Origin of the sequence: Sulfitobacter pacificus, from assembly GCF_030159975.1 — a bacterium.
Lineage (GTDB): Bacteria > Pseudomonadota > Alphaproteobacteria > Rhodobacterales > Rhodobacteraceae > Sulfitobacter > Sulfitobacter pacificus.
On the sequence record NZ_BSNL01000001.1, the window covers coordinates 1,296,509 to 1,318,090 of the forward strand.

24 protein-coding genes are annotated in these 21,582 nt (G+C 58.0%); 15 read left to right on the top strand and 9 right to left on the bottom strand.

The window, feature by feature from the left end:
* Window positions 1-24 precede the first annotated feature (24 nt).
* From fabZ to lpxB, 4 genes are read left to right on the top strand one after another with little or no spacing between them, the layout of a single operon-like run.
* Window positions 25-498 (top strand): 3-hydroxyacyl-ACP dehydratase FabZ, encoded by a 474-nt coding sequence (gene fabZ, locus QQL78_RS06525; RefSeq protein WP_025044623.1) that lies wholly within the window; start codon window positions 25-27, stop codon window positions 496-498.
* On the top strand, window positions 495-1,277 hold the full coding sequence (gene lpxA / locus QQL78_RS06530) for an acyl-ACP--UDP-N-acetylglucosamine O-acyltransferase (protein WP_284371774.1): 783 nt from the start codon (window positions 495-497) through the stop codon (window positions 1,275-1,277). The genes fabZ and lpxA overlap by 4 nt, the downstream gene beginning before the upstream one ends.
* Window positions 1,274-2,074 (top strand): LpxI family protein, encoded by an 801-nt coding sequence (locus tag QQL78_RS06535; RefSeq protein ID WP_284371777.1) that lies wholly within the window; start codon window positions 1,274-1,276, stop codon window positions 2,072-2,074. Before lpxA ends, QQL78_RS06535 begins: the two co-directional genes overlap by 4 nt.
* A complete protein-coding gene (gene lpxB, locus QQL78_RS06540) occupies window positions 2,071-3,231 on the top strand; it encodes a lipid-A-disaccharide synthase (RefSeq protein ID WP_284371779.1) in 1,161 nt (386 codons plus the stop codon). The genes QQL78_RS06535 and lpxB overlap by 4 nt, the downstream gene beginning before the upstream one ends.
* 116 nt (window positions 3,232-3,347) lie before the next feature.
* On the opposite strand, the gene mnmA is transcribed toward lpxB, so the two are convergent.
* Complete coding sequence (mnmA, locus tag QQL78_RS06545; RefSeq protein ID WP_284371780.1) at window positions 3,348-4,490, bottom strand: tRNA 2-thiouridine(34) synthase MnmA; 1,143 nt, start codon at window positions 4,488-4,490, stop codon at window positions 3,348-3,350.
* 127 nt (window positions 4,491-4,617) lie between these two features.
* Here mnmA and sciP point away from each other — a divergent pair, with 127 nt between their 5' ends.
* From sciP to QQL78_RS06570, 5 genes are all read left to right on the top strand, one after another.
* Window positions 4,618-4,896 carry a CtrA inhibitor SciP gene (gene sciP, locus QQL78_RS06550; RefSeq protein ID WP_284371782.1) on the top strand — a complete coding sequence of 93 codons (279 nt, stop codon included), beginning with the start codon at window positions 4,618-4,620 and terminating at the stop codon, window positions 4,894-4,896.
* Window positions 4,897-5,003: 107 nt separating this feature from the next.
* Window positions 5,004-5,711 carry a response regulator transcription factor CtrA gene (gene ctrA / locus QQL78_RS06555; protein WP_284371784.1) on the top strand — a complete coding sequence of 236 codons (708 nt, stop codon included), beginning with the start codon at window positions 5,004-5,006 and terminating at the stop codon, window positions 5,709-5,711.
* Between the two features lie 90 nt (window positions 5,712-5,801).
* On the top strand, window positions 5,802-7,922 hold the full coding sequence (gene ligA / locus QQL78_RS06560) for an NAD-dependent DNA ligase LigA (protein WP_284371786.1): 2,121 nt from the start codon (window positions 5,802-5,804) through the stop codon (window positions 7,920-7,922).
* Window positions 7,919-10,009 (top strand): ATP-dependent DNA helicase RecG, encoded by a 2,091-nt coding sequence (recG, locus tag QQL78_RS06565; RefSeq protein ID WP_284371788.1) that lies wholly within the window; start codon window positions 7,919-7,921, stop codon window positions 10,007-10,009. Before ligA ends, recG begins: the two co-directional genes overlap by 4 nt.
* A 97-nt stretch (window positions 10,010-10,106) precedes the next feature.
* On the top strand, window positions 10,107-10,235 hold the full coding sequence (locus QQL78_RS06570; protein WP_284371790.1) for a hypothetical protein: 129 nt from the start codon (window positions 10,107-10,109) through the stop codon (window positions 10,233-10,235).
* Window positions 10,236-10,545: 310 nt separating this feature from the next.
* On the opposite strand, the gene QQL78_RS06575 is transcribed toward QQL78_RS06570, so the two are convergent.
* On the bottom strand, window positions 10,546-11,001 hold the full coding sequence (locus QQL78_RS06575) for an iron-sulfur cluster assembly scaffold protein (RefSeq protein ID WP_284371792.1): 456 nt from the start codon (window positions 10,999-11,001) through the stop codon (window positions 10,546-10,548).
* 74 nt (window positions 11,002-11,075) lie between these two features.
* On the opposite strand from QQL78_RS06575, the gene hisI reads away from it, so the two are divergent.
* Complete coding sequence (gene hisI / locus QQL78_RS06580; RefSeq protein WP_284371794.1) at window positions 11,076-11,432, top strand: phosphoribosyl-AMP cyclohydrolase; 357 nt, start codon at window positions 11,076-11,078, stop codon at window positions 11,430-11,432.
* 27 nt (window positions 11,433-11,459) lie between these two features.
* Here hisI and gluQRS read toward each other — a convergent pair whose 3' ends face one another.
* The 4 genes from gluQRS to QQL78_RS06600 form a co-directional block, all read right to left on the bottom strand.
* Window positions 11,460-12,329, bottom strand: a complete 870-nt coding sequence (gene gluQRS / locus QQL78_RS06585; RefSeq protein ID WP_284371796.1) for a tRNA glutamyl-Q(34) synthetase GluQRS — start codon at window positions 12,327-12,329, stop codon at window positions 11,460-11,462.
* Entirely contained in the window at window positions 12,326-12,934 is a 609-nt protein-coding gene (locus QQL78_RS06590) for a class I SAM-dependent DNA methyltransferase (RefSeq protein WP_284371798.1), read from the bottom strand. The genes gluQRS and QQL78_RS06590 overlap by 4 nt, the downstream gene beginning before the upstream one ends.
* A gap of 9 nt (window positions 12,935-12,943) precedes the next feature.
* Window positions 12,944-14,293 (bottom strand): methylenetetrahydrofolate--tRNA-(uracil(54)-C(5))-methyltransferase (FADH(2)-oxidizing) TrmFO, encoded by a 1,350-nt coding sequence (trmFO, locus tag QQL78_RS06595; RefSeq protein WP_284371800.1) that lies wholly within the window; start codon window positions 14,291-14,293, stop codon window positions 12,944-12,946.
* Window positions 14,294-14,639: 346 nt separating this feature from the next.
* The gene (locus tag QQL78_RS06600) at window positions 14,640-15,425 is read right to left on the bottom strand and encodes an enoyl-CoA hydratase (RefSeq protein ID WP_284371803.1); all 786 of its coding nucleotides are present in this window, start codon (window positions 15,423-15,425) and stop codon (window positions 14,640-14,642) included.
* Between the two features lie 59 nt (window positions 15,426-15,484).
* Here QQL78_RS06600 and QQL78_RS06605 point away from each other — a divergent pair, with 59 nt between their 5' ends.
* Entirely contained in the window at window positions 15,485-15,913 is a 429-nt protein-coding gene (locus QQL78_RS06605; protein ID WP_284371804.1) for a PaaI family thioesterase, read from the top strand.
* Window positions 15,914-15,988: 75 nt separating this feature from the next.
* On the opposite strand, the gene QQL78_RS06610 is transcribed toward QQL78_RS06605, so the two are convergent.
* Entirely contained in the window at window positions 15,989-16,219 is a 231-nt protein-coding gene (locus tag QQL78_RS06610; protein WP_284371806.1) for a DUF1127 domain-containing protein, read from the bottom strand.
* A 98-nt stretch (window positions 16,220-16,317) separates the two neighbouring features.
* Here QQL78_RS06610 and QQL78_RS06615 point away from each other — a divergent pair, with 98 nt between their 5' ends.
* The 4 genes from QQL78_RS06615 to QQL78_RS06630 all read left to right on the top strand — a co-directional run bounded on the left by QQL78_RS06615 (window position 16,318) and on the right by QQL78_RS06630 (window position 20,098).
* Window positions 16,318-17,748, top strand: coding sequence for an aminotransferase-like domain-containing protein (locus QQL78_RS06615; RefSeq protein ID WP_284371808.1), 1,431 nt, complete (start codon window positions 16,318-16,320; stop codon window positions 17,746-17,748).
* A gap of 199 nt (window positions 17,749-17,947) precedes the next feature.
* Window positions 17,948-18,409: a 50S ribosomal protein L13 gene (gene rplM, locus QQL78_RS06620; RefSeq protein WP_284371810.1), complete on the top strand. Its 462-nt coding sequence runs from the start codon at window positions 17,948-17,950 to the stop codon at window positions 18,407-18,409.
* A 2-nt stretch (window positions 18,410-18,411) separates the two neighbouring features.
* Entirely contained in the window at window positions 18,412-18,900 is a 489-nt protein-coding gene (gene rpsI, locus QQL78_RS06625) for a 30S ribosomal protein S9 (protein WP_037939483.1), read from the top strand.
* Window positions 18,901-19,105: 205 nt separating this feature from the next.
* On the top strand, window positions 19,106-20,098 hold the full coding sequence (locus QQL78_RS06630) for an LLM class flavin-dependent oxidoreductase (protein ID WP_284375472.1): 993 nt from the start codon (window positions 19,106-19,108) through the stop codon (window positions 20,096-20,098).
* Here QQL78_RS06630 and QQL78_RS06635 read toward each other — a convergent pair.
* Window positions 20,095-20,712 carry a TetR/AcrR family transcriptional regulator gene (locus tag QQL78_RS06635; protein ID WP_284371814.1) on the bottom strand — a complete coding sequence of 206 codons (618 nt, stop codon included), beginning with the start codon at window positions 20,710-20,712 and terminating at the stop codon, window positions 20,095-20,097. The genes QQL78_RS06630 and QQL78_RS06635 overlap by 4 nt on opposite strands.
* Window positions 20,705-21,574 (bottom strand): polyphosphate kinase 2, encoded by an 870-nt coding sequence (gene ppk2, locus QQL78_RS06640; RefSeq protein ID WP_284371816.1) that lies wholly within the window; start codon window positions 21,572-21,574, stop codon window positions 20,705-20,707. Before ppk2 ends, QQL78_RS06635 begins: the two co-directional genes overlap by 8 nt.
* Window positions 21,575-21,582 lie beyond the last annotated feature (8 nt).

Below are 21,582 nucleotides of genomic sequence, written 5' to 3' on the forward strand. Positions count from 1 at the left end.
CCTCAAGACACCAAAGGACATGACATGAGCGAGACCACAAGCGACACACTTTTGCGCGCTGATATCCAGATGATCCAACGCATTCTGCCGCACCGCTACCCGTTCCTGTTGGTGGATAAGGTAGAAGAGATCAACGGCACACAATCCTCGGTTGGTTACAAAAACGTCACCATGAACGAGCCGCATTTTCAGGGCCATTTCCCCGGCACCCCCATCATGCCCGGTGTCACCATTGTCGAAGCCATGGCGCAGACCGCCGGTGTGATGGTTGGTGTCGCGCTGGAGCAGATGGATAAGGAAATGCTGATTTACTTTATGTCCATCGACAATTGTAAATTCCGCCGCAAGGTTGTGCCCGGCGATGTCCTGCGCATGGACCTCAAGACAGTGCGCGGCAAACCCGGTGGCAAGATCTGGAAATTCTCCGGCGTGGCCACGGTTGAGGGCGAGATGGCGGCAGAGGCGGAGTTCATGGCGATGCTGGATCTGCCGAAATGAGCAATATCCACCCCTCGGCGGTGATCGAAGCGGGCGCGCAGATTGACCCTACCGCAAAGGTCGGGCCGTTTTGTCTGGTCGGGCCCGATGTGGTGCTGCATGCGGATGTCGAGTTGAAAAGCCATGTGGTTGTCACCGGCAATACCGATGTGGGTGAGGGTACGGTGATCTTCGCCTTTGCGGTGATTGGAGAGATTCCGCAGGATCTGAAGTTCAAGGGTGAGGCCAGCCGCCTCGTGATTGGCAAGCGCAACCGCATCCGTGAACATGTTACGATGAACTGTGGCACGGAAGGCGGTGGCGGGGTCACGCAGATCGGCGATGATTGCCTGTTTATGGCCGGGTGTCATATTGCCCATGATGCGGTGATCGGGAACCGCGTGATTGTGGTGAATTCCGTCGCTGTGGCCGGGCATTGTATCATCGAGGATGATGTCATTATTGGCGGGCTGTCCGGCATTCACCAGTTTGTGCGCATCGGCAAGGGGGCGATCATCGGGGCGGTGACGATGGTGACCAATGATGTGATCCCCTATGGTCTGGTGCAGGGGCCGCGTGGCGATCTGGACGGGCTGAACCTTGTCGGGTTGAAACGGCGCGGTGTTGCGCGCGGTGACATCACGGCCCTGCGGGCCGCATTTCAGATGCTGGCGCAGGGGGAAGGCACGTTTCAGGACCGCGCCATGCGTCTGGGTGAAGAAACGGAAAGTGCCTATGTGCGCGAGATCGTTGATTTTGTCACGGCCGACACGGGCCGCCATTTCCTGACGCCGAAATGACGCTGGCGTTGATCACAGGGCGCGGGCGCCTGCCCGCTGAAGTGGCCGCCGCGCAGGAGGTGGCACCGCTGGTCTGCGCCTATGAGGGCATGTTGCCGGATGTGCTTGGGGTTGATCTGACCTTTCGGCTGGAAACGCTTGGCACGCTACTGGTTGCCCTTGGCGAACGTGGTGTGACGCAAGTGTGTTTCTGTGGGGCGATTGACCGGCCTGATCTGGACCCCGCCAGATTGGACAGCGAGACCCTGCCACTGGTGCCGCTGTTTCAAAAGGCGCTGGCGGCGGGCGACAATGGTGCCTTGCAGGTTCTCAAAGAGATATTCGAACAGACCGGGTTTGAGGTGGTTGGGGCCGATACACTGCTGCCTGATCTGGTGGCGGAACAGGGCATGTTGTCCGAAGCCTGGCCGGATGCCCAGATGCGCCGCGATGCGGCACGCGGCGAAGCGGTGCTGGCGGGGCTGGCCCCTCTGGACATCGGGCAGGCCTGTGTGATCGGGGCGGAACAGGTGTTGGGCGTTGAGACCATGGGCGGCACTGATCACCTGTTGGCGACCCTGCCGGAAAAGGCAGCTGGTATGCGGGCAATCCTCTGCAAGGGGCCGAAAACCGGCCAGATCAGAGAGATTGATCTGCCCACCATTGGCCCTGCAACGATTGAGGCCGCGCATCAGGCGGGGCTGGCAGGTGTTGTGGTGGATGAGGGGGATGTGATCATTCTTGATGCGGCGCGTTGCACAGAATTGGCGGATCAATATGGTCTGGTGCTTTGGGCGCGCCGCGGGGGGGCGGCGTGAGGATCTTCATCCTTGCCGGCGAACCCTCGGGGGACAAGCTGGGCGGGGCGTTGATGGCAGGGTTGAAAGCGCTGCACACTGATGTGACCTTTGAAGGAATTGGCGGCCCGATGATGACGGCTGAGGGGCTGGAAAGCCGCTTTGACATGTCAGAGCTGAGCGTCATGGGGCTTGCCGAGATATTGCCAAAGTACCGGGCGTTGAAAGCGCGGATCAATGAAACCGCAGCGGCTGTGGTCGAGATGCGGCCGGATGTGCTGATTACCATCGACAGCCCTGATTTTTCCCTGCGGGTGGCGCGACAGGTCAAGGCCAAGAGCGACATCAGATGTGTGCATTATGTGGCCCCGACGGTTTGGGCCTGGCGCCCGCGTCGCGCGGAAAAGATGGCGCGGTTTGTGGATCAGGTCCTGGCCCTGTTGCCGTTTGAACCGCCTTATATGGAAGCGGCGGGCATGCGCTGTGACTTTGTGGGTCATCCGGTGGTGGCCGAACCGGTGGCGAGCGATGCAGAGGCAGCGGCTTTCCGGGCACGTCACCACCTCGGCGATGCGCCGCTTCTTCTCGTGCTGCCCGGATCGCGCCAAAGCGAAGTGGCCCGTCTGGGGCCGGTGTTCCAGCAGGTGGTTGCCCGGCTTGCCCGCGACAAGCCCGAGATGCGGGTTGTTATCCCCGCTGCGGCCCCCGTGGTGGGGGCGGTGCGACGTTTGGTGCAGAACTGGGATATGCCACCGGTGGTCTTGAACCCGCTGGATGAGGGGGTGGCCGATCCTTTGGCTGAAAAACGCGCGGCATTCCGCGCGGCGGATGTCGCCCTTGCGGCCTCCGGGACGGTATCCTTGGAGCTGGCGGCCAGCGAGACACCGATGGTGATTGCCTATGATATGAATTGGGTCAGCCGGCAGGTAATCGGGCGGATGGTCAAGGTGGATACGGTGACACTGGTCAATCTGGTGTCCGATACACGGGCTGTGCCGGAATATATCGGGGCCAATTGCCGACCCGGACCGATAGCGCAGGCGGTGTTAAAGGTCTTGGCGGCACCGGAGGCGCAATATGCGGCAATGGCACTGAGCATGCAGCGGCTGGGGCAGGGGGGGGAAGCCCCGGGGATAAGGGCCGCGAAGGCGGTGCTTGATGGGCTGTCGGGAAAATGACGCGCCAGGGCGCGACACTATTTTAAGTGATGAGGGCTCTGCCCTCAAACTCCCGCAGCATTTAAGGCCAAAAAGAGAAGAAGATCGGTCTGCGGGGCAGTGGTTGGGGGTAAAGGCTAGCCTTTATGGATCCAGCCACCACCGAAAATCCGCGTGCTGTCGGGATCGTAGAAAACGCAGGCTTGACCGGGGGAGACGCCCTGTTCCGGGGTCAGCAGTTCAACTTCGGCTGTGGTGTCTGACAGGGGGCGCAGGATGGCCTCTGTCGGGGGGCGGGTTGAGCGGACCTTGACTGCAATATGCCATTCTGACCGGGAGGTCAGGGGCGCATCCCCCAACCAGTTGATTTCGCGCACCGGGACGGTACGGGTGGCCAGCATGGATTTCGGGCCGACAACAACCTCTTTGCGGTCGGCATCCAGTTTTACCACATAGAGGGGATCGGAAAGCCCGCCGATGCCAAGGCCGCGGCGCTGGCCCACGGTATAGTTGATGATCCCGTCATGGCGCGCAAGCACCGCACCGTTGGTGTCGACAATGTCACCGGGATCAGCCGCTTCGGGGCGCAGTTTCAGGATCACAGAGGCATAATCACCATCCGGGACAAAGCAGATGTCCTGACTGTCGGGTTTCATCGCTACGCTGAGCCCGTATTTCGCGGCCAGTGCGCGGGTATCGTTCTTGGAGGGCAAATGGCCGAGGGGGAAGCGCAGGTAGTCCAATTGCTCTGGCGTGGTGGAGAACAGGAAATAGCTTTGATCCCGGCTGGCGTCGGCGGCACTGTGCAGCTCGGCACCGGATGCACCCATTTTGCGTTGGATATAATGGCCGGTGGCCATGCAATCGGCCTCAAGATCCTTGGCGGTTTCCAGCAGGTCCTTGAATTTTACACGCTCATTGCAACGGATGCAGGGCACGGGGGTGGCTCCGCCCAGATAGCTGTCGGCGAATTCGTCAATCACCGCATCCTTGAAGACGTTTTCGTAATCCAGCACGTAATGGGGAAACCCCATATCTTCCGCCACACGCCGGGCATCGTGGATGTCGATCCCGGCGCAGCAGGCACCTTTTTTCGCAAGGGCGGCCCCGTGGTCGTAGAGCTGCAGGGTGACGCCGACCACGTCATAGCCTTCCTCGGCCAGCATGGCCGCCACCACGGAGCTGTCGACGCCGCCGGACATGGCGACCACCACACGGGTGTCGGCAGGGGATTTTGCAAAGCCCAGTGAATTCAGCGGGGGGGTCTGATCAAGCGGCATGGTTTTCTCCAGGCGGGTGTTAGGGGGGAATATAGGAAAATCCTAACTACTCACAAGGGGGGGCTTCATGCAGCGTTAAGGGCGATGGGGGCAAGCTTCGCGTGGTGCGAATAAATGGATAGTCCTGATGTATCTTAAAAAAGTGGATGGCCCGCGATCGGTGACCCTGGCAGATGGCAGTGTGATGAGCCGGGCCGACCTGCCCAGTGCCAAGACCCGGCGATGGGTTGCCTCACGCAAGGCTGCCGTGGTCCGCGGGGTGGTTTACGGGTTGTTGAGCCAGGCCGAGGCGCTTGAACGCTATCAGATCAGTGAAGAAGAGTTTCTGGAATGGGTGCGTGCGGTAACCGAACATGGTGAAGCGGCATTGAAGGCAACGGCCGTTCAAAAGTATAGACAACTTTAAGTTGTTGCTCTAATTTCCACTCATCGGTAACGGGTGGTTAACCTTTTTTGTCCAGTTTCTATTCCAATGGCCCATCCCACTGTAAAGATGCCAAACGGAGAATGCCCATGCGTGTACTGCTTGTCGAAGATGATCCCACAACATCACGCAGCATCGAGTTGATGCTGACCCACGCCAATTTGAACGTCTATGCGACGGATCTTGGCGAAGAAGGGATCGATTTGGCAAAGCTGTATGACTATGATCTTATCCTGCTTGATCTGGATCTGCCCGATATGAATGGCCATGAGGTGTTGCGCCAATTGCGGTTGAGCCGGATTGCAACACCGATCCTGATATTGTCGGGGTCTGACGATACCGAAAGCAAGATCAAGGGGTTTGGCTTCGGGGCGGATGATTATCTGACCAAACCTTTCCACCGGGAAGAACTGGTTGCACGCATTCACGCAATCATCCGCCGCTCAAAAGGGCATTCGCAATCGGTTATCGAGACCGGGCAGATTGCGGTGAACCTTGATGCAAAGACTGTCGCGGTCGACAATCAGACGGTGCATTTGACCGGTAAAGAATACCAGATGCTTGAGCTTCTATCGCTGCGCAAAGGGACAACCCTGACCAAGGAAATGTTCCTGAACCATCTTTATGGCGGGATGGATGAGCCTGAACTCAAGATCATTGACGTTTTTATCTGCAAACTGCGCAAGAAGTTAAGCACCGCCACAGGCGGGGATAACTACATCGAAACGGTTTGGGGGCGCGGTTATGTGCTGCGCGATCCTGAACCTGTACGGATGGATCTGGCTGCCTCTGCCTGAGAGGGTGCCGTGAAATCACGCTAGACCTGCTTTGCCTGCCGACTTATCTGTTGGGCGATGATGCCAACGGAAGGGGCAAAGCGGGGGGCGATGACAGCAAAGATCGACATAGAGGATTTGACGCAAGACGAGGCCGCTGTTGAGTTGGCGCGTTTGGCCGATGTTTTGGGCCGCGCCAATCAGGATTATTACAATGCGGATGATCCTAATCTTGATGATGCCACATATGACGCCCTGAAGCGGCGAAATATCGAAATTGAAACCCGTTTCCCGGCGCTGAAACGTGAGGACAGCCCCTCAGAGCAAGTGGGCGCTGCACCTGCGGAGGGGTTTTCCAAGGTCACACATGCGGTAGCGATGCTGTCGCTGTCCAATGCCTTTGATGCGGAAGATGTCGCAGAATTTGACGGGCGCATCCGCAAATACCTTGGCATTGGCGATCAGGAAAGGCTCGAATATACCGCCGAGCCAAAAATTGACGGGCTTTCGCTTTCCCTGCGCTATGAAAATGGTGTGCTGGAACAGGCCGCGACGCGTGGCGATGGGGCGATTGGCGAAAACGTGACAGCCAATGCCGGCACCATTGCGGATATTCCGCGTGTTTTGACAGACGCGCCGGAAGTGCTTGAGGTGCGTGGCGAAGTTTACATGAGTCATGCGGATTTCGAGGCGTTGAATGTGCGGCAAGAGGCGGCAGGGGCCAAACCTTTCGCGAACCCGCGCAATGCGGCTGCCGGCTCTCTTCGGCAGCTTGACAGCACCATCACCAAATCGCGGCCGCTTCGGTTCTTTGCCTATGCTTGGGGCGAGTTCTCTGCCCCTCTGGCTGACACCCAGGATGGGGCGATCAAGAGATTGAAATCACTTGGGTTTGTTACCAACCCATTGACTGCCCTCTGTGCCGGCCCAGATCAACTGGTTGATCATTACGCCGAAATCGAAAAGCAGCGTGCGACACTTGGCTATGATATTGATGGCGTGGTGTACAAGGTCAACGACCTCGCCCTGCAAGAGCGTCTTGGCTTTCGTTCCACCACGCCGCGTTGGGCGATTGCCCATAAATTCGCCGCCGAACTTGCCTGGACGTGGCTAACGGCGATCGACATTCAGGTGGGGCGCACCGGGGCATTGTCGCCGGTCGCCAGGTTACAGCCGGTGACAGTTGGCGGCGTAGTGGTATCAAATGCGACCCTGCATAATGAAGATTACATCAAAGGCCTGGACAGCAAAGGCGGCGAAATTCGCGGCGGAAAGGACATTCGGTTTGGCGATTGGGTGCAGGTATACCGCGCCGGGGATGTGATTCCAAAAGTGGCGGATGTGGACCTGAACAAGCGGCCCGAAGATACGGATCCCTTTGTTTTCCCTGATGTTTGCCCGCAATGTGGCTCCGATGCAATTCGCGAACCCGGTGATGCTGTCCGCCGGTGTATCGGCGGGTTGATCTGCCCAGCACAGGCGGTGGAGAAGTTGAAGCATTTTGTCGCCCGTGGTGCATTCGACATCGAGGGGCTTGGCGCAAAACAGGTGGAGCAGTTCTATGGCGATGGCTGGATCGCGGAACCTGCTGATATTTTCACTCTCAAGGAACGCTTTGGTGAAGGGCTGCAACAGCTTAAGAACCGTGAGGGCTGGGGAGAGAAATCTGCGCAAAACCTTTTTCAAGCTATTGATGAAAAACGGAAAATTCCCTTGAATCGTGTGCTTTTTGCATTGGGGATACGACATGTTGGCGAAGCCGCTTCAAACCTGATCGCTTTGCACTATGGGGATTGGGCCACTTTCGAGACCGCCATGCGTGATGCGGCGGCGCAAGAGGGGCCGGCGTGGGAAGATCTGATCGGCGTTGATGGCGTGGGTGGGGTCATGGCCGGATCTTTGGTTGGCACATTTGCGCAGGACCGTGAACGGGCGTCGATTGACCGGTTGATTGCGCAGCTGGACGTCCAGCCGGTGAAACGCCCAGATACTTCGGGCAGCCCGGTCACCGGAAAAACCGTCGTGTTCACGGGGACTTTGGAAAAAATGACACGTGCCGAAGCAAAAGCCCGCGCAGAGCGTTTGGGGGCCAAGGTTTCGGGATCGGTCAGCGCCAAAACAGATATTCTGGTGGCCGGGCCCGGTGCCGGGTCCAAGGCAAAAAAGGCGGCCGAACTGGGGATTGAGACCATGGATGAGGATGGCTGGCTGCGCCTGATCGGGGCCACATGAGCCAGCGCCCCGAAGCTCTTTTTCCGCTCTTTGCCGGGCTCGAAACGCTGGAGGGGGTCGGCCCCAAGACCGCCCAGAATTTTGCCGGTTTGGGGGTGCAAACCCCGCGTGACCTGTTGTTTACTTTGCCTTATTCCGGCATTGACCGCGGTCGTCGCAACAGCGTAAAGGATGCAGTTCTGCCTTCAACTTTGACCGTATTGGTCACCATTGGCAGCCATCGCCCCGCACGCAACAAAGGCGGCGCATACCGTATCCATGTGGAGGATGCAGAAACCAGTTTTCAGCTGGTCTATTTCCATGCGCGCGGTGATTATCTGGCGCGTCAGATGCCAGAGGGGGCGCGTATGATCGTGTCAGGGCGCGTCGAGCTGTTTGACGGGGTTGCCCAGATGGTGCACCCAGATTTCGCCGTGCCTGAGGCCGAAGCCGGGACGCTGCCCCTGTTCGAGCCGGTATATCCGCTGACCCATGGGGTGACCCAAAAATTGATGTATAAGGCCACGCGCGGTGCCTTGGCGCGCCTGCCTGATTTGGCCGAATGGATTGACCCTGAACAGAAAAAACAGGCCGGCTGGCCCGATTTTGGGCCCGCAGTAGGGGCAGCACATGATCCGCAGGAGATTGCAGACCTTGCGGCAACCGCCCCGGCAAGAGAGCGCTTGGCCTATGATGAGCTTCTGGCCCATCAAATCACCCTGGCTTTGGCGCGTCAGAAGGAACGGCGCAAACAGGGGCGCAGCACCAAAGGGGATGGCAGCTTGCAGGCGCGTGTATTGGCCTCATTGCCCTATCAACCGACAGGGGCGCAGACCCGGGCAATTGCGGAAATCACTGCCGATATGGCGCAACCGCAGCGGATGAACCGGCTTTTGCAAGGTGATGTTGGCGCGGGTAAGACGCTGGTTGCCTTTATGGCCTTGCTGGCCGCAGTTGAGGCAGGCGGGCAGGGGGTGTTGATGGCCCCTACAGAAATTCTTGCGCGCCAGCACCTGCAAGGCCTACGGCCCCTGGCCGAAGAGGCGGGCGTGGTTTTGGAAATCCTGACGGGGCGCGACAAAGGGGCAGAGCGGCAGGCGAAATTGGCCGCACTTGCTGGCGGCGACATACAGGTTTTGGTTGGAACCCATGCGGTGTTTCAGACAGACGTGAATTTTGCCGATTTACGGCTGGCAGTAGTGGATGAACAGCACCGCTTTGGCGTGCGTCAACGGCTGGAGCTGGGCCGCAAAGGTGATCGCGCGGATGTCTTGGTGATGACGGCAACCCCCATTCCGCGATCTCTGGCGCTGGCGCAATATGGCGATATGGATGTGTCGGTTCTGGACGAAAAACCGCCGGGCCGTCAGCCGATCACAACGGCGTTGATCAGCACCGGCAAGTTGGATCAGGTGGTGGAACGGTTGCGAGCCGCCGTAGCGGAGGGGCGGCAATGTTATTGGGTCTGCCCCTTGGTGGAGGAAAGCGAGGTCAGTGACCTGATCGCGGCCGAAGAACGGTTCAAACGGTTGCGTGCGTCCCTTGGTGAGGGGGTTGTCGGCTTGGTACATGGTCAGATTCCCCCCGCAGAGAAAGATGCGGCGATGCGTGCCTTTCAGAAGGGAGAGACGCAGGTTCTGGTTGCGACAACCGTGATCGAGGTCGGCGTTGATGTGCCAAACGCAACGATCATCGTTATCGAACGGGCAGAGACCTTTGGTCTGGCACAGTTACACCAGCTGCGTGGCCGGGTTGGGCGGGGCAAAGGGGCCTCAACCTGCCTGTTGATGTATCAAAGCCCGCTGGGAGAAACAGGTCGGCAACGGCTTGAAGTGTTGCGCGAGACCGAGGATGGGTTTGTCATCGCAGAGACTGACCTGAAAATGCGCGGTACGGGGGATTTGATCGGCACGGCACAGTCTGGTGTGCCCCGATTCAAAGTGGCAGACCTTGAACGGCAGGCGGGATTGATGGCGATCGCGCAATCTGACGCCCGTAAATTACTGGCCGAAGATCCGACATTGACATCTGATAGGGGCAAGGCGGCACGCATGCTGTTGTGGTTGATGCGACAGGATGAAGCCATTCGTTTGATTTCAGTAGGTTAACCTCCGCTGGAACATTTTGTTCGCAAATGTTCGCAAAAAGTTCTTTACAGTCGGTTAAAGAAATGAGAACAAAGGAGCAACAAGAGCGGAGGTTCCGATGACGACGTTAAAAACACTCAAATCCATCGCCAAGCGGTCGCAAGATACGATTGTGCAGGATGCGGTTGGTGCAGCAGCGCTTACAGTGATGCTCGTTGGTTGTCTTTATCTGCCTGTTTTTGTTTGATTTCTGCCTGCGATCTTATGCCGTTTTGCCCCTTTGCATCCGTCCCAAATTGATGCTGTCAGCGGGTACCGCCTGTCCTTGACTGACACGGGGTTTCTGCCCCAAGAGCAAAACGGGTCCCCGTAAGAAACGCTTTCCTTGCGCCGCCATCCCTTTGGATGTGCGGCGTTTTTTTTTGCACTGGTAAGCATACTGGAACCCGTGCCGGGCCTAATGCGTCGCGCCTTAAACTGAGGCCCAAATATCGCTTTTCGCGTTCGTCCAAAGCGAGAAGCAGCAAATAAGCGATCCATGTTTAAGGCGGGGCGATCTAGGCGTCGCCTGCGGGCTGCATGGCCTGTTCCATGGCCTCAACCATGGCTTCCATGCTCAACATAATCGAGGCATGGCGGTTTTTATACTCGACCGCTGGGGTCAACACGTCGAACCCGTGAAAAGGGGCGTCAGGCACAGGGCCACCAGACTTCAGCATGGCGAGAAGTTGATCACGGCCCTTTGCTACCACTTCAAGTGAGGCCCCGATTGCACCACCAGCGGCCACGGCGGCGGCAGCCTGACCCAAGGCGCAGGCTTTCACGTCCTGACCCAGATCGGCCAATATTCCATCACGCACCTGCACATCGACTGTCACCGCAGAACCACATAGGGGCGAGCGGCGTTTGACAGTTGCATCCGGAGCTTCCAGACGGCCCAGATAAGGGATGTCAGCCGCCAGCGCCAAAATGCGTCCGGAATAAAGTTTGATTAAATCGGTGTCGCCTGACATGTCTGTTTCCTTAGCCGCCTAATGCCTACATAACCTTCCCGTCCGCAGATGCAAATTCATGAAAGATGTTGACCATGTCATTTAATCCATCCGACCTGACCTTTAACGATGCCGGTTTGATCCCGGTCATTGCTCAAGACGCAAAGAGCCATGAGGTACTGATGCTGGCATGGATGAATGCAGAGGCGGTCACCCGTACCCTAGAGACCCGCCGCGTGACCTATTGGAGCCGGTCACGACAGTCATTCTGGATCAAGGGCGAAACCAGCGGTCATACTCAGGAACTGGTCGAGTTTCGTTTTGACTGCGATCAGGATTGTCTTTTGGTTCTGGTCAACCAGACCGGCGCGGCCTGTCATACGGGGCGGCGTCACTGCTTTTACCGCGCAGTAAAGGGGGATGAGGTGGTGGAACTTATTGCGCCTGAATAAGTTAAAGCTTTAGATTAGTTAAGGGAGCTATCTATCTATTAGTGAACGAATATCTTGGGTAGTTATTCCTTCATTTCGATAGGTCGATATGGCCCGCGCATCGTCTCGTTTGGCAAGCCGCTTGCCTGCATCATCGCGGATCAGCCTGTGGTGGTGATAGCTGGGCACCGGCAGGCCCAGCAGTGTTTGCAGAACCACGTGGATTTTCGTCGCTTCAAATAGATCCGCACCGCGCACCACATGGCTGATGCCCTGCGCGGCATCATCCAGCACCACGGCGAGGTGATAAGAGGTGCCCATGTCACGCCGTGCGATGACGATATCGCCGACCTGGTTGACCACATCTTGACCGGTAAATCTGATCTGGCCGGTTTCGCCTACAGGCCCTGCACCTGTCTCGGTGAACTGGAAAACCTGATCGGGATTTTCGATGGTTGCTGCGATGTTAAGCCGCAAGACGGTATTGCCTTGCGGGCGTTCCGATTGAGACTGCTCCCCATCAGGGCGGCAAGTGCCGGGATAGATCAGCCCGTCCGGCCCATGGGTTGGCACACCTTCCTGCGGGGCGGAAAGTGCAGCGTTGATATCGGCGCGGGTGCAGCTGCAAGGGTAAATATGATTGCTCTTCCAAAGGCTATCCAGCGTGGCCCCATAGACGGCCAGCCGCTCTGACTGGCGCATCACGGGTGTCGGCCAGCGCAGGCCCAGCCATGCCAGATCATCATAGATCTGTGCCTCCCATGCAGGGCGCGCGCGGGATTGATCAATATCTTCGATCCGCAGCAGGAATTCACCGCCCTGTTCAACGGCCATATCATAGGCCAGCATCGCCGAATAGGCATGGCCAAGGTGAAGTGGTCCGGTTGGGGATGGCGCAAAACGGGTTCTAAAAGTCACGCTTTTTCAAGGATATAAACGTTAGATTGCATGTCGATACCCGGCAAATGTGCGCCGCGTTCGCGAAACAGCAGACGCGCCGCACCACAGTCGGTCCATTCGTTGATCCGCGCCTCATGAACCGGATCTTGAAGCGTGTGATCGTTGAAACTGAACACCAGACGGCCATCGCGCGGCAGGGCTTTCATCAGCATGTCCAAAACCGAAATCGGCGCAGCCCCGGTGCCAATCACGCCAATGGCGGCAATATTGGCATAGCTGCCTGTTGCAATGACGGTGTCGGCCGTCACCTGTCTGGTGCTGCGATAAACACCTTTCTGTGTCGCCTGTGCCAACATTTCCTTTGATATATCGACACCATCGATGGTTTCAAACCCGGCCAGCTTCAGCGCCAGACCGGACAATCCCGTGCCACACCCGAAATCCAGGAGCGGGGCAGTCAGGTCTGGCGTCATTCCTGCCAGTGCAGCGGCACATCGCCCCGGTGTAGCATAGCCGTGTTCGCCAACTTCCGTCTCATAGGTTTTGGCCCAGGCGTCGTAGATCTCGCGTGTTTCGGTCTCACCGCTTGCGGCATAGACCTTGTTCAGAAAAACCTCTGTCATGACAGAAGTTTAGGCGGGCAGTTCGCTTCTGTCCAGCCATGCCTGCCAATCCAGTTTGGCGCGATCCGTATAGGCCTTGTAACGATCCTTGCGCCCCCGACGTCCCGATTTCAGCCCTTCAACCGGCGGGAAGAGGCCAAAGTTCACATTCATCGGCTGGAAAGTTTTGGCATCAGCGCCACCGGTGATATGGGTGATCAACGCGCCCATCGCCGTGGTATTCGGTGGGGTTGGGGCAGTGCCGCCCAGCAGCTCTGCCGCGGCCATACGGCCGGCCAGCAGCCCCATGGCCGCGCTTTCCACATAGCCTTCAACGCCGGTGATCTGCCCGGCAAAGCGGATATTGGGGCGCGAGCGCAGGCGCATCTGGTCATCCAGCAAGGTGGGTGAGTTGATAAAGGAGTTGCGATGAATGCCGCCGAGTCGCGCAAAGGAAGCATCCTCAAGGCCGGGTATCATTTTAAAAACATCAGTTTGCGCGCCGTACTTCATCTTGGTCTGAAAGCCGACCATGTTGTAAAGCGTGCCCAGCTTATTGTCGCGACGTAGCTGCACAACGGCATAGGCTTTGACATCAGGCTGATGGGCATTGGTCAGCCCCACGGGTTTCATCGGGCCAAAGCGCAGGGTCTCGCGACCGCGCTCGGCCATGACCTCAATCGGCAAGCAGCCGTCGAAATACCCGGCGGTTTCGCCTTCGCGGAACTCGGTCTTATCCGCCGCCAGCAGCGCGTCAATGAAGGCTTCATATTGCTCTTTCGACATTGGGCAGTTCAGATAGGCGGTACGCTCTTCCTCGGTCTCGCCCTTGTCATAACGGGACTGCATCCAGGCGCGGTCCATATTGATGCTGTCGAAATAGATGATCGGCGCGATGGCGTCGAAAAATGCGAGGGCCTCGGCACCGGTCTCTGCGGCAATTGCTTCGGCCAATGCGCCAGAAGTCAGCGGGCCGGTTGCAATGATCCATTGACCGTCTTCTGGCAGGCTGGTGATCTCGCCATATTCAACGGTGACGTTCGGATGGGCCAACAGGGCGTCGGTGACGGATTGGGCAAAGGGTTCACGGTCCACCGCCAGCGCGCCACCGGCGGGCAGCTTGTGCTTATCCGCAGTGGCCATGATTAACCCGTTTGCCGCACGCATTTCCCAATGCAGCAGCCCCACGGCGTTTTGTTCTGAATCATCTGAACGAAAAGAGTTGGAACAGACCATTTCCCCCAGCAACCCGGTTTGGTGGGCAAATGTCCCGACATCGGGCCGCATTTCATGGATGACGACCTGAACGCCGGCATTTGCTGCCTGCCAGGCGGCTTCTGAACCGGCCATGCCGCCGCCAATGATGTGTAAGGTATCCATGTCAGCCCTTTGCGGTTTCCTGAGGTTGATCGGATCACCCAACATGGTCGGCCATGGGAAGAGGCAGGTTTGTCAGGGGAAACAGATCACAAGGTGTTTGGGGGGATTTAGGGCAGCTGCCACATAGGTGCAATGGGCAGCGTCAAAGATCCAATCGGGGAGGGGGCTGATTTGGGGTCGCCGCTGCAGGGATGGTCGATCAGTGAGAGGCTGATCTGGAGGGACCTTCTGCTAGGCGGCGACCCAAAATAGTCAGGCGCGTCTGCGCTCTGTCATAATCATGCCCCAATTGTGCCCCAATTGATAGTCCTGATTTTGCAACAATTGAAAACAGCTTTGGAAACAATCACTGCTCCCAGTCGGGATCGCGTTTTTCAAGGAAGGCATTGATGCCTTCGGCGGTGTCATCGCGCAGCATGTTTTGCACCATGACTTCGCCGGTATAGGCATAGGCCTCTGCCACGGGCATGGACATTTGGGTGTAAAATGCCTCTTTGCCGATTTTCACCGCTGCGCCCAGTTTAGCGGCAACAGTTTCGGCCAGCTCTGCGGTTTCCGCTTCGAGGGTTTCGGCAGTCACCACACGGTTGATCAGACCCAATGATTCTGCCCGTGTCGCGTCGATGAACCTGCCGGTGGTCAACATTTCAAACGCCTGTTTACGGGGGATGTTGCGGGACAGGGCAACCATTGGGGTCGAACAGAACAGCCCGATGTTCACTCCGTTCACGCCAAATCTTGTGCCTTCGGCCGCAACAGCCATGTCGCAGGTGGCGACCAGTTGGCATCCGGCAGCGGTGGCGATGCCATGCACCTGCGCGATCACCGGCTGTGGCATCGACTGAATACGGGCCATGACGCTGGCACAGCGGTCAAACAGATCCTTGAACGCCGCCGCGCCCCCATCCGGTGCCTGCCGCATCGCGGTCATCTGGCGCAGATCATGCCCGGCGCAGAAGGCTTTGCCGCTGCCGGACAGCGTAATCACACGGGTGTCCGGGTCACCGGCCAGTTGGTCGAGTGTCGATTGCAAAGCCGCCAGCATCTCGTCTGACAGGGCATTCAACCGCTCGGGCGCGTTCATTGTCAGGTGGGTCACGGCCCCACGTTGCGTCACTTGCAAAATTGCCATCTTGTCACCCTCGTGTTTTCTGCGCCAACTCTAGGGGCAAAAACAAGGGAAGAACAAGCATGGCCGCCGTGATGACAGCACAGCAATTGAACGATTTTCTGGGGCAGGTGTTTGAGCAGGTCGCGGATGACTTCCATGTGGATGAGGTCGCAGGGGACCATGTGACCATGCGCTTGCTGACCTCTGACAAACATCTGCGCCCCGGTGGTACCATCTCCGGGCCGGCGATGTTTGGCTTGGCGGATGTGGCGGCCTATGTCGTGACCCTGGCGCATATCGGGCCCAAGGCGCTGGCGGTCACCACCAATTGTTCGATTGATTTCATGCGCAAACCCGAGGCCGGAGTGCCCCTGATCGCCAAGGCGCGGCTTTTGAAGTTGGGCAAGCAACTGTCGGTCACGGATGTCTTGTTATTTTCGGAAGGGATGGAGGCCCCCGTGGCGCGGGCCAGCCTTACCTACGCAATCCCGCCGAAATCAATGGGCTGACGGGCCATAGCAACGAAAAATGGGCCGGAAAATTCCGGCCCAGTTGGAAGAGATCTGGCGGTTGCCACGGGGATGTTACACCCGCCAGAACACGCGTCGGTATTCGTCACGAACATCGTCGCGTGTCAGTCCCACATCGCTCAGCTGCCACGGCTCCAGTTGCGAAAGCGCAAGCCGTGTGCGGCGGCGAGTGGCCCATTTCGTCACCACAACCGCGAAACGGACCGCAAGCTGCGCCGCAATCGGCGTGCCTTGCTGGGAGAGAATGCTGGAAGCATCGGTCGGCATCGGTCTGGTGAGTGTCATGGGAAACTCCTTTCGTAGAATTGTATTGACACAATATAGCAATTTGCTACAGGATAACGATACAAATACTGATACAAAGCTGCTAGGGAAATATTGTAATGAGTACAATTTTGGCGAAAGAGATGCTGCGCGACTCTAAACCCAAGTACAAAGCGGTGGTGGCGATGATCCGGGATCAGATTGCGGCGGGTGGATTGTCGGTCGGGGACAAGCTGCCGCCGGTGCGCGAATTGGCCTGGCAATTGCAGATCACACCGGGCACCGTGGCCCGCGCCTATACAGTATTAACCGACAGCGGCGTTTTGCATGCAGAGGTTGGCCGTGGCACATTCGTCAGTGACCCTGCGACGACAATCGAAAAGGAATCCGGTGAATTACCGTTGAATTTGATCGAGATAGACGTGGTGCGGCACAATTCCGGCGGTGACGTCAACTCGGTAAACCTGTTTTCCCCGCATCTGCCCAATGGCGGTCAGGTGGAGTTGATACGAAAGCTGATGGGGGAGATTGCAAAGGATCCACCTTCCGGCATCATGCATTATCCTTCGCGACGCAGCGCAGAACCGGCACGTGAAGCGATGACACAATGGTTGCATGGCGCCCCCATTGGTCAGATCGACGCCAATGACATTGTATTGTCCCATGGTGGGCAGAACGCAATTGTATTGGTATTCCAAACAATTCTGCGGGGCAGACGGCCTGTGGTTTTTGTTGAGGAATTGGCCTATCCGGGATTTCGTCGAGCGGCCGAGCTGGTGCGCGCCGATATTGTACCAATCGCTTGTGACAAGGATGGGATCATTCCCGAAGCCCTGGCTGCTGCCGCAGAACGTCACCCTGAGGCACAGATCCTGTGTACCTCGCCGGAAGTACACAGCCCGACCTGTGGCTTCACCCCGATGGAGCGGCGGCTGGCACTGGTCAAGGTTGCCCGTAAGGCGGATTTGCAGATCCTAGAGGATGATTGTTACAGGATCGGGCGCGCCGAGGGGGAGGGGTATCGCCTGCTTGCGCCGGAACGCGGCTGGTACGTGAGCTCCCTGTCCAAATCCGTGACACCAGCGCTGCGGATCGGTTGTGCCATTGGACCCAGAGGCATGTCAGCGGCGCTGCACCGGTCAGCAGAACATGGGTTTTTCGGCTTGGCCACCCCGATGCTCGATCTATGTGCCGCCCTGCTGGCCCATCCGCAGTTGCCGCAGATCATGGAAAACTCGCGGCTGGGGGTTGAACGATACGTCAAGGTTGCTGTGAACACTTTGGGCGGGTTTGATCTGCGTTGGCGTCACGATGTGCCATTCCTGTGGTTGAAGTTGCCACAGGGCTGGCGGGCGTCAGCGTTCTGTCTCGCTGCGGAGAAGGCGGGGGTCCAGATCAGGGCAGCCGAAGAATTTGCCAGCCGCGATGCGCAAAGCCCGCATGCGGTGCGCATGGCGGTGAACGGCGGTGTGTCGCTGCGCAGCTTTGAGGCCGCGATGGAGCGGTTGCGCCGGCTTCTGGACAATCCGCCGGAAGAAATCGGCGTATAATCCACGATCCGGCTCCCGCAGAGCTGCGAAACATGGGTGAAATGTGGGGTATTATATTACCTAATTTCTATCACATTGATTTTGCTCATCTAAATCGTGAATACCGCGCTTGACCCTATGCTTTTCCACTATATAACCCGGCCATCACTACGGGGCAGCGGGCTTTGGTCTTTTGCCACACAACTTTTAGGAATGTCCGATGAAAACCTTCTCAGCAACACCGGCTGACATTGACAAGAAATGGATCATCATTGACGCCGAAGGCGTCGTGCTGGGCCGTCTTGCGTCTATCGTCGCCACCCGCCTGCGCGGTAAGCACAAGCCTTCTTTCACGCCTCACATGGATTGTGGTGACAATGTCATCATCATCAATGCTGAAAAGGTCCAGATGACCGGCAAGAAGCGCGATGAAAAATTCTACTGGCACACCGGCCACCCCGGCGGGATCAAAGAGCGTACCAAGGCACAGATCCTTGAAGGCGCACATCCAGAGCGTATCGTGACCCTCGCGGTCAAGCGCATGCTGCCCGGCAACCGCCTGAGCCGTCAGATCATGACAAACCTGCGCGTCTATGCAGGTGCAGAGCATGGTCACGAGGCCCAAAACCCCGAAGTTCTGGACGTTAAGGCCATGAACCCCAAAAACACGCGGAGTGCATGAAGATGTCCGACGAAATCAACACACTCGAAGACCTCGCACAGGTTGCTGGCGTTGCGGCGACACCCGAAGTCGAATTGACCCCACGCGAGCCCGTTCGTGACGAGCTGGGCCGTTCCTATGCCACTGGTAAGCGTAAAGATGCGGTTGCCCGCGTCTGGATCAAACCCGGTTCCGGTAAGGTTGTTGTAAACGGCAAGCCGCAGAATGAATATTTTGCCCGCCCCGTTCTGCAGATGATCCTGGCCCAGCCATTTGGCATCACCGGCACAGAAGGTCAGTTTGACGTTTTCGCCACGGTCAAGGGCGGCGGTCTGTCCGGTCAGGCCGGTGCGGTAAAGCACGGTGTTTCCAAAGCTTTGCAGCTTTATGATCCCTCTCTGCGTGGCGCATTGAAAGCCGCCGGTTTCCTCACACGCGACAGCCGCGTTGTGGAACGTAAGAAATACGGTAAGGCCAAGGCGCGTAAGAGCTTCCAGTTCTCCAAGCGTTAAGCTTTACACTCGTTTTTTCGAAGAGGGCCGTGCCGTTGGGTGCGGCCCTTTTTGGTTTTCATGCCCTGTTTTGCGGCCTTGGGTCGCGCTGCTGCTGGGTGCCAGCCCCCCGGAGTTTATCGCCAAGATGAAGATCATTTACCCGCCAGCGGGTTTTGATTGGCATGCGCAATGCTTAGGTATGGCAAAACAATGAGGTGAAATGATGCAGTATTCCGTTCTTGATCTGGCACCTGTGCCGGAAGGTGTAGAAGTTGCGCAGGCGTTGAAAAACACCACGGACCTGGCGCAGCATTGTGAGGGACTGGGCTATCACCGCTTCTGGCTGGCAGAACATCACAATATGCCGGGGATCGCCAGTGCGGCAACGGCCGTGCTGATCGGCCATGTGGCGGCTCATACCAAGACCATGCGAGTCGGAGCAGGCGGGGTGATGTTGCCCAACCATGCGCCACTGACGATTGCCGAACAATTCGGCACCCTGGCAGCCCTGCATGGAGACCGCATTGATCTGGGGCTGGGGCGTGCGCCCGGTGGTGATCAGGCGGTCTACCATGCGCTGCGCCGGGCGGGCAGTGATGATTTCCCTGCTGATGTCGCTGAATTGATTGGGTATCTGGGCGATCCGCGCGAGGGCGCACAGGTGCGTGCCTTGCCCGGTGAAGGCAGCCATGTGCCAGTCTGGATTTTGGGGTCGTCGCTGTACGGGGCGCAGTTGGCAGCGCATTATGGGCTGCCTTACGCCTTTGCCTCGCATTTTGCGCCGGATGCATTGGAACAGGCGACAGAGATTTACCGACGGACCTTCAGACCATCGGCGCATCTGGCAAAGCCGCATTTCATGCTGGCCGCCAATGTGTTCGGGGCGGAGAGTGATGCGGAAGGGGCCTATTTGCGCACCTCAATGCAGCAGGCATTTGCGCGGATGCGTACAGGGACAAGGGGCAAATTGCCACGTCCGGTAGAGGATATTGACGCGGTGATTGGCGCGGGGGTGCGCCGCTCGGTGGATCAGATGATGGCGGTTTCGGCCAGTGGCAGCGCCGGTAAGGTACGCGAAGAGTTGCAAGGATTGATTGCCCGGTATCAACCGGATGAGGTGATATTAACCAGTCAGATACATGACCACGCTGCCCGCAAACGCTCGCTGGAGATTGCAGCAGAGGTGATGCAGACGCTGAAGGCTGCCCTAGCTTAATCGTCCGGCTGCACCAGCCCCAGACCACGCAGATAGATCCCGATCCCGGTTTCCAGCAGATCCTCTGGCGGGAAAGGCGAGGCGCGACCCGGTGAATTGCGTGCAAACAGTTCGACCACCCCGTGGCTTAAGGCCCAGATATGTGCAGAAAACATCGAGGCGGGCGGTCGCTTGTCCTCGGGGATGTGCTGGCTTAGGTCAGTGGCGGCTTTTTCCAGCACACCATTGGCGCGGTTGGCCACCTGGGCCAGTTCCGGTGTGCGGTTGATCGAAATGCCGCTCTCAAACATTGCGATATAATGGCCGGGATATTTTCGGGCAAAGGCAAGATAGGCACGGCCCGTTGCCTCAAACGCCTTAAGCGCAGAGGGTTGACCGGACTGATAGGCGTAATCCATCAAGTCGGCAAAAATCGCATAGCCCTGTTCAGCCGCTTCGGCGATCAGCGCCTCGCGCCCGTCAAAGTGGCGATAGACCGCCGCAGGCGTGACACCGGCCTGTTTTGCGGCCTCCGACAGGGTGAAACCCATCGGGCCGCGCACTTCGATCAGTTCAAGCGCGGCGTCGACCAAAGCCTGACGCAGATTGCCGTGATGATAGCCCTTCTTAGGCATCCCAAATGTCCGGTCCGCCGCAGACACCCCGGTCGATCTGCCCGATGGCTTTCTCGTCTTTGCGCGTGTAATCAAAGGCATGCAGGACAGTGCGGATTGCGTTCAGGCGCGCGCGGCGCTTGTCATCGGAACGCACCACGGTCCAGGGCGTATGGGCTGCGTGGCTGCGCGTCAGCGTCTCCTCAATGGCATCTGAATAGGCGTCCCATTTGGCGAGGCCCTTCACATCAATGCTGCTGAGTTTCCATTGCTTCAAAGGGTCGCTTTCGCGGGCCAGCATGCGGCGCAATTGTTCGGCGCGGCTGACGTTGAGCCAGAATTTAAACAGGTGGATGCCGTCATCAATCAACATTTCCTCAAACGGGGTAACCTGTGTGAAGAAATGTGCGCGTTGTTCTGGGGTGCAAAAGCCGAAAACATGTTCGACAACGCCGCGGTTATACCAGGAGCGGTCAAAGAACACCATTTCACCGGCGGATGGCAGGTGTTTGATATATCTCTGGAAATACCACTCCGTCGCTTCGGTTTCGGTGGGTTTGGCAAGTGCGATTACGCGGGCGGAACGCGGGTTCAAATTGCCACGAAACCGCGAGATGGTGCCGCCTTTGCCCGCCGCATCGCGCCCTTCAAAGACACAGGCGATGCGGGTGCCGGTGGCTTGCGCCCAGGCCTGCAGCTTGACCAATTCGATCTGCAGCTTTGCCATTTCACGCTCATAGACCTTGCGCGCCATACGGTCGGAATGCGGGTAGCTGGGAGACAGAATGTCACCCTTATCGGCACGTTTGATGGCGGCGCGGATATCGTCGGGCGCGTCAGTGTTGAAATAGGCGCTGATTGCGCCGTCGAAGGGCAGGTCCATGGGGCCTC